The organism is Pirellulales bacterium, from assembly GCA_019694455.1.
Taxonomy (GTDB): domain Bacteria; phylum Planctomycetota; class Planctomycetia; order Pirellulales; family JAEUIK01; genus JAIBBY01.
This window is the reverse complement of record JAIBBY010000033.1, coordinates 45,614-53,692: the sequence shown is the minus strand read 5'-3', so window position 1 is coordinate 53,692 and position 8,079 is coordinate 45,614. Positions and strand designations below refer to the sequence as shown.

9 protein-coding genes are annotated in these 8,079 nt (G+C 60.6%); 4 read left to right on the top strand and 5 right to left on the bottom strand.

Going from position 1 to position 8,079, the window contains the following annotated elements; genetic code table 11:
- Positions 1-86: 86 nt before the first annotated feature.
- Complete coding sequence (locus K1X71_14080) at positions 87-596, bottom strand: DUF2147 domain-containing protein (protein ID MBX7074270.1); 510 nt, start codon at positions 594-596, stop codon at positions 87-89.
- 204 nt (positions 597-800) lie between these two features.
- Here K1X71_14080 and K1X71_14075 point away from each other — a divergent pair, with 204 nt between their 5' ends.
- The 4 genes from K1X71_14075 to K1X71_14060 all read left to right on the top strand — a co-directional run bounded on the left by K1X71_14075 (position 801) and on the right by K1X71_14060 (position 4,712).
- Positions 801-2,498, top strand: coding sequence for a thiamine pyrophosphate-binding protein (locus K1X71_14075; protein ID MBX7074269.1), 1,698 nt, complete (start codon positions 801-803; stop codon positions 2,496-2,498).
- A gap of 79 nt (positions 2,499-2,577) precedes the next feature.
- Positions 2,578-3,351: a glucose 1-dehydrogenase gene (locus tag K1X71_14070; protein MBX7074268.1), complete on the top strand. Its 774-nt coding sequence runs from the start codon at positions 2,578-2,580 to the stop codon at positions 3,349-3,351.
- A gap of 2 nt (positions 3,352-3,353) precedes the next feature.
- The gene (locus tag K1X71_14065) at positions 3,354-4,127 is read left to right on the top strand and encodes a zinc-dependent peptidase (protein ID MBX7074267.1); all 774 of its coding nucleotides are present in this window, start codon (positions 3,354-3,356) and stop codon (positions 4,125-4,127) included.
- A gap of 24 nt (positions 4,128-4,151) precedes the next feature.
- A complete protein-coding gene (locus K1X71_14060) occupies positions 4,152-4,712 on the top strand; it encodes a hypothetical protein (protein ID MBX7074266.1) in 561 nt (186 codons plus the stop codon).
- Here K1X71_14060 and K1X71_14055 read toward each other — a convergent pair.
- Genes K1X71_14055 through K1X71_14040 form a run of 4 tightly spaced genes read right to left on the bottom strand, consistent with a single transcriptional unit; the run spans position 4,709 to position 8,034 of the window.
- Entirely contained in the window at positions 4,709-5,047 is a 339-nt protein-coding gene (locus tag K1X71_14055) for a rhodanese-like domain-containing protein (protein MBX7074265.1), read from the bottom strand. The genes K1X71_14060 and K1X71_14055 overlap by 4 nt on opposite strands.
- Positions 5,048-5,078: 31 nt before the next feature.
- On the bottom strand, positions 5,079-5,921 hold the full coding sequence (locus tag K1X71_14050; GenBank protein ID MBX7074264.1) for a heme-dependent peroxidase: 843 nt from the start codon (positions 5,919-5,921) through the stop codon (positions 5,079-5,081).
- Between the two features lie 45 nt (positions 5,922-5,966).
- Positions 5,967-6,449, bottom strand: coding sequence for a hypothetical protein (locus K1X71_14045; GenBank protein ID MBX7074263.1), 483 nt, complete (start codon positions 6,447-6,449; stop codon positions 5,967-5,969).
- A gap of 46 nt (positions 6,450-6,495) precedes the next feature.
- Positions 6,496-8,034, bottom strand: a complete 1,539-nt coding sequence (locus K1X71_14040) for a SpoVR family protein (protein ID MBX7074262.1) — start codon at positions 8,032-8,034, stop codon at positions 6,496-6,498.
- Between the last annotated feature and the right edge of the window lie 45 nt (positions 8,035-8,079).

Below are 8,079 nucleotides of genomic sequence, written 5' to 3'. Positions count from 1 at the left end.
GCCTTCCTCCACTGCTCAACTGCTCACCTGATCCAACTCGTGTGCCACCCAATCAAGACCATTGTCGCATTGGTAGCTCCGAGTCCCTACTCCCCGTCCTTCGCCTCTGGCTTCTTTGCCGCCTCGGCCTTGACCCGCGCCTCGCTCTCGGGCGTGACGCGTTCAAAAATCTCGGTCCGTCCCAAGAACGAAAAACCAATGAAACCGCGCACGTTGAGTTGGTTCAAATCATTGTTCTCGAACCACATCCGGCACTTGTAGGTCTTGCCGCTCTCGCCGTCGTAGATTGTCCCTTCCGACCACTCCTTCTTTTCAGCGTCGTACTTGAAGTCCTTGAGCATCGTGATCCCAATGAAAGGCCGCTCGCGCATCGCCTCGTCGGGGTTGTGCTTGTCCTTGGCGTCGGGATCCTTGTATTCGATCACCGTGCCGACCCAGGTGTCGCCATCGCGCACGATCTCAAGTTGGCCGTCCTTCTTCGGGAAAAACCACTTGCCCAAAATCGCGTCGGCTCCCGCCTTCGGTTCGGCGGCCAGCGACAACGAAGACAACACAAATAAAATCGCCAGGCCGTACAGCGTGGTTGCGCGAATCATCTCGATGCTCTCGTTGAAAAGTTTTGAAAGAGCGCGGCGGGGCGCCGCTGGCGCAGTATCGCAGCCCCCTTTGCCAATTGCCAGCGCGGTTTCTTGCCCGCCGCGGCCACCCTTCCCACGGCTCATTGGGTTCTATTTCGACCCCGCAACCCCTAGACTTGGCGCTGGCAAAAGGTGATCGCAATCAGCCCCGGCGACGCAATCATGAAAACCACTGGCGCAAACGCCCTCTTGCAAATGCTGGCAGACGCCGGCGTTCGTCACCTGTTTGGCAATCCCGGCACCACCGAGTTGCCGTTAATGGATGCCTTGGTCGACTTTACCAAGATCGACTACATCCTCGGGCTTCAGGAAGTCCCCGTCATGGCCATGGCCGATGGTTATGCCATGGCGTCTGGCAAGCTGGGCGTCGTCAATTTGCACATCAGTTGCGGCCTCGGCAACGCGATGGGCATGCTCTACAACGCCTATCGCGAAGGGACGCCACTCTTAATCACCGCCGGCCAATCCGATCGACGCCTGCGACTTGAAGAGCCGATCCTTTGGGGAGACATGGTTTCCGTCGCCCGGCCGTGGACCAAGTGGTCTTACGAGGTTGAGCGCATCGAAGACCTGCCGGTCGCTTTGCGCCGCGCGATGCAAACGGCGCTGGCTCCTCCCACCGGGCCGGTGTTTCTCTCGATACCGATGGACATTCAGTCCGAAATCGCCGAACTGGAGTTGACCCCCGCCGCGCCGCTCGATCGCCGCGTGCGTCCCCCGCACGATGCCATTCGCCGCGCGGCGGAGGTTTTGGCTGCGGCCAACAACCCCGCCATTCTCGTCGGCAGCCGTGTGCAAGAAGCCGACGCCGTCGAAGAATTGGTGCGCGTCGCCGAAGCGCTCGGCGCGCCGGTCATGTCGGAGTCGGGCACCACGCACGGGCGGCTTGGTTTTCCCGCCACGCATCCCCAGTCGACGCTCGGCATGCCGCTCTGGTCGCCCGAAGTGATCGCGCGGCTCCAAGAGTACGACGCGCTGCTGGTCGTCGGCATGGATCTGCTGCGGCAATATGTCTACTTCGAGCCGGCCCGCGCCATTCCGGCGCACGTCAAGCTGGTGCACCTCGACGAGAGCCAATGGCAGATCGGCAAGAACTACCCGGTCGAAGTGGGCGTGCTAGGCGACGTGAAGTGCAGTCTGGCCGAACTCGCCGAGTTGCTGCCGCGGGAGATGACCAGCGCCGCTCACGCCGCTGCCCGCCAGCGCGCCGAAAAACTCGCCGCCGCGCAGCGCGTCGGTCGTGAGGCGCTGCAAAGCGAGATCGAAAAGCAGCGCGGACTCAGGCCCCTGTCGCCCGGCGTCTTGATGGAGTCGGTTGTTCGCGCCATCCCCGACAATGTCGCTGTCGTTGAGGAGGCCGTCACCACTACCAACACAGTGCTGGAGCGATTGGCCGCGCTCAAGAACACTTCCGGCTATTTTGGGCATCGCGGTTGGGCGCTCGGCTGGGGGTTGGGCTGCTCGATCGGCGTGCAATTGGCTTGGCCAGACCGCCCGGTGCTGGCTTTGTTGGGCGAAGGGGCCAGCATGTACGGCATTCAAGGACTCTGGACCGCCGCTCGCTATCGCATTCCCGTCACCTTCGTCATCTGCAACAACGCCCAGTACCAAATCCTGAAAATCGGCGCCGGCCAATTGCAATTGCCGGGCGCCGTGGCAGGCAAGTATGTCGGGCTGGACATCGCCGGGCCAGAGATCGATTTCGTCTCGCTGGCCAAGTCGCTCGGAGTCGAGGCGCAGCGCGTCACCGAGCCCGACGAGTTGACACAGGTGCTGAAAGAGTCGCTCGCGGGCGACCGGCCGCGACTGATCGATGTCCCCATTCAACGAGGCACGCCCAAACGGTTGAACTACGGGTAGATACCAAGCCGCTCCCCAGTCGCTTTGAATTCTGATAACCTGCTCACATTATCTTATTCACACAAATCGGCGAATCACGATGGCTTCGAGTTTCAGCGATATCTTTCGATTGGACGGCAAGGTGGCCATTGTCACCGGCGCAAGCAAAGGCATTGGCGAGTCGATCGCTAAAGCGCTGGCCGCCTTTGGCGCCACGGTCGTGGTTTCCAGTCGCAAGCAGGAGGCGATTGACGGCGTAGCCCAGGCGATTCAAGCCGCCGGCGGCAAGAGCGCGGCCATCGCCGCGCATGCCGGCGATCTGAACCAGTGCCGCGCGCTCGTCGATCAAACCGTGGCGCAGTTCGGTGGGGTCGATATCATCGTCAACAACGCCGCGGCCAACCCCGTGTTCGGCCCGATCATCGACACCGACGACGCCGTGTTCGACAAGATCTTCGCCGTCAACGTCAAGGGTCCGCTGGAATTGGCCAAACGCGCGTTCCCGACCATGCAAAAGCGCGGTGGCGGTTCGGTCATCAACATCTCCAGCATCGGCGGCCTCAGCCCCGAGCCGATGCTTGGCGTCTACAGCGTCAGCAAGGCCGCGCTGATCAGCCTCACCAAGGTGCTGGCCAGCGAATGGGGACCGGCTCGCATTCGCGTCAATGCAGTCTGTCCAGGGCTAGTGCAGACCAAGTTCAGCCAGGCCCTCTGGCAGACAGAAGACATCTTGCGACGCTTCACCGAAGAACTGCCGTTGCGGCGCATCGCCCAGCCCGACGAGATCGCTCCGCTGTGCGTCTTTTTGGCGGGCGAAGGGGCGGGCTACTGCACCGGTTCGGTGTTTACCATCGATGGCGGACACACGATCTAACGATGCTTACCTGGCTCCGCGGCCGACGCCGGCGCAAACTGCTCGCCGATCCTATCTCGCCCATCTGGGTGAAATACGTCGAGTTGCATCTCGACGAGTTCACCCGGCTGCCGATCACCGATCAGCGCAAGCTGCTCGCCGATATGCGCGTGATCGTCGCCGAAAAGAATTGGGAGGGATGTGGCGGGCTCATGGTCAACGACGAAATGAAGGTGGTCGTCGCCGCATGGGCCAGTCTGCTGGTTCTGCATTTGGAGCATGACTATTACAGCCGCGTGCAGTCGATCTTGCTTTACCCTAGCGGCTATCAGGGACCAGAGCGGCAGCAGGGCGCGTTGGTTGGCCCCCCAGACGCGCGACTGGGCGAGGCCTGGTACCGCGGGCCAGTGGTTCTCTCCTGGGAAGACGCCGATCGCGCTGGCCGCGACGACGATGGCGCCAACGTGGTGCTGCACGAGTTCGCCCATCAACTCGACATGCTCGACCGCGTGATCGACGGCACGCCGCCGCTCGAATCGCGACAGGCCTATCAAGCCTGGGCGGCTGTCATGTCCGCCGAATACAAGAAACTGGCTGAGGATTGGCGACAAGGACGTCCCACGGTGCTCGACCCGTACGGCATGAAGGACGAAGCCGAATTCTTCGCCGTCGCGACCGAGGCCTTCTTTGGCCTGCCGATCGAACTGGCCGAGCGCCACCCGCGGCTCTACGAACAATTGAAAAGTTACTATCGGCAAGACCCCGCCCAGCGGCGCATCACGGCTCGCCAAGGGTAGTTGGCCACGAATTAAGACGCTTCCATGCCCACCCAACGGATTGTTATCGCCAAGCTATCCGGGAAAGCGGGCGATGTGGCATTGGAGACATTTCGCCGCTGGAATCGGGCGCGACTTGTTGATTCTCCCAACGAATGGGGATCCGACCATTGGCCGGATGCGCTGTTGCGCGAGGCCGACGCCTGGGCAGACCAGCTACGCCAACACGGACATCTGCCCCCCGTCACGTTCTTCGCCGAATATGTTGATCTCTGGGCCGGCGGCAAACCTTGGGAAAAATTTGGCGACGAGGAATGTGGGTTGCTGCAAATGTACGGCCAGCGCTGGGAACTGTTTTGCATCGCAAGCCCGCTTTGCGCGCCGACGACCAAACGACTTCGCCGCGATGCGCGGCGTGGACAATTCGACGAAGACAAAATCTTCGGCTGGCTGACTTTGGAGGCCGACCGCGCCTGGGCAGCGCTCATCGAGCGCGGCGCGATCGTCTTCTTGCGGCTAGTCTTGGGAGCGATGGTCGAGGATCACGAAATGGCCGCAAGTCAGATGTCGGTTCCAGATTGGATGTCGCAATTCGACCTTCCCTAATATCGAGGCACCGAGGGATCAATCTCTTGCGACCACTGATCGATGCCGCCAGCCATGCTCTGCGCGCCGGCATAGCCCTGCTCGCGCAGCCAGTTCACCACCCGCAAACTCCGTCCGCCGTGATGACAATGCACCACAATCCGCCCATTCTTGTGCGGCTCCAGTTCGCTCAGCCGGTCGCCAAGCTCGCTCATCGGCAACAGCGTCGCCGACGCAATGTGCGCGGTGGCGTGCTCGTCGCTCTCGCGGCAATCGATAAACAAGAGCGAATCGCCCGCGTCGACGGCTGTCTTCACATCGTGGCAAGTAACTTCGATCGGAATTTCGGGCGACATGGTGACTCTGCGATTGGTTAGGAAAAACAAACTAGCGCGACGCTACCCGGCAATGTTCCAGCATCCTGGCCGGCGTCATCACGTAACTGGTGTAGAACGGACCGAACTGGGCATACTTGGCGCTCGCCTCGTCGAACCGCATGCGATACACGATCTCTTTGAGAAACTCGGGATTGCGGGCCCACAGCGTGACCCCCCATTCCCAATCGTCGAGTCCCACCGACACCGTGATCAACTGTGTTACCCGCCCGCCAAATGTCATGCCGGTGCGGCCATGTTCCGCCATCAAGCGATTCCGTTCGGCCACATCCAGCGTGAACCAATTCGCCTGCGGATGGCGAATCTTGTTCATCGGATAAAAGCAGGTGCTTGGCCAAGGCGGAAACTCGGGTTGCAACCGCTGCCGGCGCATCATCACCTCGCGCCCCTCATACGCTTTGAGCTTGGCCTGGTACGCCGGGCTGTCGGCCGACTCTCCTTCCTCAATCAAGCGCTGGCCATATTGCTCGACGGATGGCACATACTCCGAGACCTCGGTCAACGAGACGAACGACCAGACCGGCTCGATCGCCGGTCCCAAATCGCTAGCCAACAACCGCTGATGCACGCCGTCGATTACAAGCGGATCGGGATCGAGGACCATCAAGGCAAAATCGGCCTTGTGCCCCGCCACCACCGAAGTCTGCAGCCGCTCGGGCGCCCCGGCGGCCTGCGGATCCAAGATGCGCGCGACCTCGGCCACGCCGTTGTCACGATCGGCGCTGGACAAATCGCATAATGCCGCGCGATTCCAGCGATAAAACAAATGCGAACAGTGCCAACCCTGATCGGGGCGAAGCGACACTTCTTGTGGCGGGGGGGATGCATGGCTCATGCCACGCATAATAACAGCCACGGCGCAGGCGACAACGCCCCCTGCTTACGGCAAGCTTGCCGCGCACAGATCGTTGGCTAGTCGGCAAAACACCTCGCGCGTGACCAGCGCCGTCGCCACGGCCCGCGGCTCGCCCGGCGCCTTGGTGTACCGCGACAGGGAGATCACGCCCGGCTTTTTCACCACCAGTTCGTAGTAGCTCCTGCGCCCTTCCTCTTGCTGCGGCGGACAAGAGCGCAGTTGCACCACGCAAGCATCAGCGTCAACTTCGATCGGTTGAATCGGCTCCAAGAGATAATTGAGCCGGTTCGCCAGCCCCTGGCTGACCTTTGCTAGTCGATCGATCGAAGCGTCGGCCAGCGCCGGATCATTGACTGCCATGCGCCGAAACGAACATGCCAGCGAATTTAGCTCCGCGAGTTCAGCTTCGACTCTGCGTCCGTCCACGACCAGCGTCAGCGCGCGCTCCTCCGCCGAGAACTCTCCGAACTGCGCCAGTTGCCCCTCAACATAGGCTCTTGTGTTCATGGCTCTCTCTTCTCGTTCGGTTCATACCGCACGAAGCGGCGCCGCCTCATGCGGTCGCCAAATCGGCCGGCGTCTTCGAATGCTCCAAATTGTGTTCCGTTCCGTCGTAACTTAGCACGGCCAGCTTCCCATCAAGCACGCTCTCGATGTGTACTGGCCGCCGCCACAGGCGCTGCAAATTCACCAGCGTGTCGCGCGCGTAATCCATTTGCAGCTCCACTCCGCTGTAGTCGTGTTCCAGGAACAGCTCGCCGCGATTTTTGTAGTTCGCCTCGCGGACCGCGATCAGCGGGCGGCCTCGATTGGTCAGGCTGAACAGTAGCCGCTCCTTAATCGCCGGAAACTCCCGACTCTCGATCTCGTACGCCGTCGAGTCGGGGTTGTAGCCAAATGAAAACAGCTTGTACCGTCGGCAAAAGTCGAGTGTCAAAAACTCGTCAATGAAGGTCAGGTCGTTGTGAATCCGCCGCACCTCGAAGATCTTTTCGCGTCCCAGATTGACGCCGGTGTCCCAACGCCGTTTGGCGGTCAGGTCATCACATTCATCGTAATCGCGGCCGAAACGACCCGTGTTCCATCGCTCCTCGATGTCGCGAAACAGCTCGATTCCCAATTTGTACGGATTCAGTCGACCTGGGCTGGTGGCCATCGTGCCTGAGTGGTGATCGGCGTAGTTCACCACCTCCTGCCCCGTTAGTCCCTGTCGGGTCATGATTGTGGAATGCCAATAACTGGCCCAACCTTCGTTCATGATCTTGGTTTGCGCTTGTGGAGCGAAGTAATACGCCTCGTCGCGCAGCATGGCCAGGATGTCGAGTTGCCACGCCTTGAGCGGCGCATGCTCCAGCAAGAACAACATCACGTCGCGCGTTGGCTTTGACGGAAACCGCGCTTCGTGTCGAGCTTGCTCGCCGCGTAATCGCTCCGCCTCAGCCGCCATCGCCTCGGGCGGATTCACAAAGCGATCTAGGTAGCCCTTGGCCCGAAAACGCCCCGGCTGTCGCGGCGCGTCCTCGTCTGTATCGCCGGCTGGTTTAGGTCGCTCTACAGGGGCGTGGCGCTTGATGAAGGGAGAATGAATGTCGATCAAGTCATCAATCGACAGACAAGCGTCAATAAAATTCTCGACGTCATCCACCCCGTTGCGGTCCATGTGCCAGCGAATCCGTTGGCCGTGGTTGGCCATCTGGTCCATCATCTTGCGGTTGGTCTGGCTGAACCAATAGTTGTTTTTGAAGAAGTCGCAGTGACCGTACACATGCGCCATCACTAGCTTTTGATCCGCCAGCGCGTTCGACTTCATCAGATACGCGTAGCAGGGATCATTGTTGATCACCAGCTCGTAGATTTTTTGCAGCCCGTATGTGTAGCCTTTGGAGAGCTGTTCGTACTCCATCCCAAATCGCCAATGCGGAAACCGCACCGGAAAACCGCCGTACGCCGCCACTTCGTTCAACTGATTCGAGTCGACCACTTCAAAGATCGTTGCAAAGAAGTCCAGTCCATAGCGACGCGCATGCCCTTCAATCTCCACCTGCAAGGCGGCTAAATCGGCGGGTAGCGGTTCAAATCGGTGTAGTCCCATTCCATCCCCCGAAGTTGCGGCGAGTCGCAATCGGAAAACGCAAAT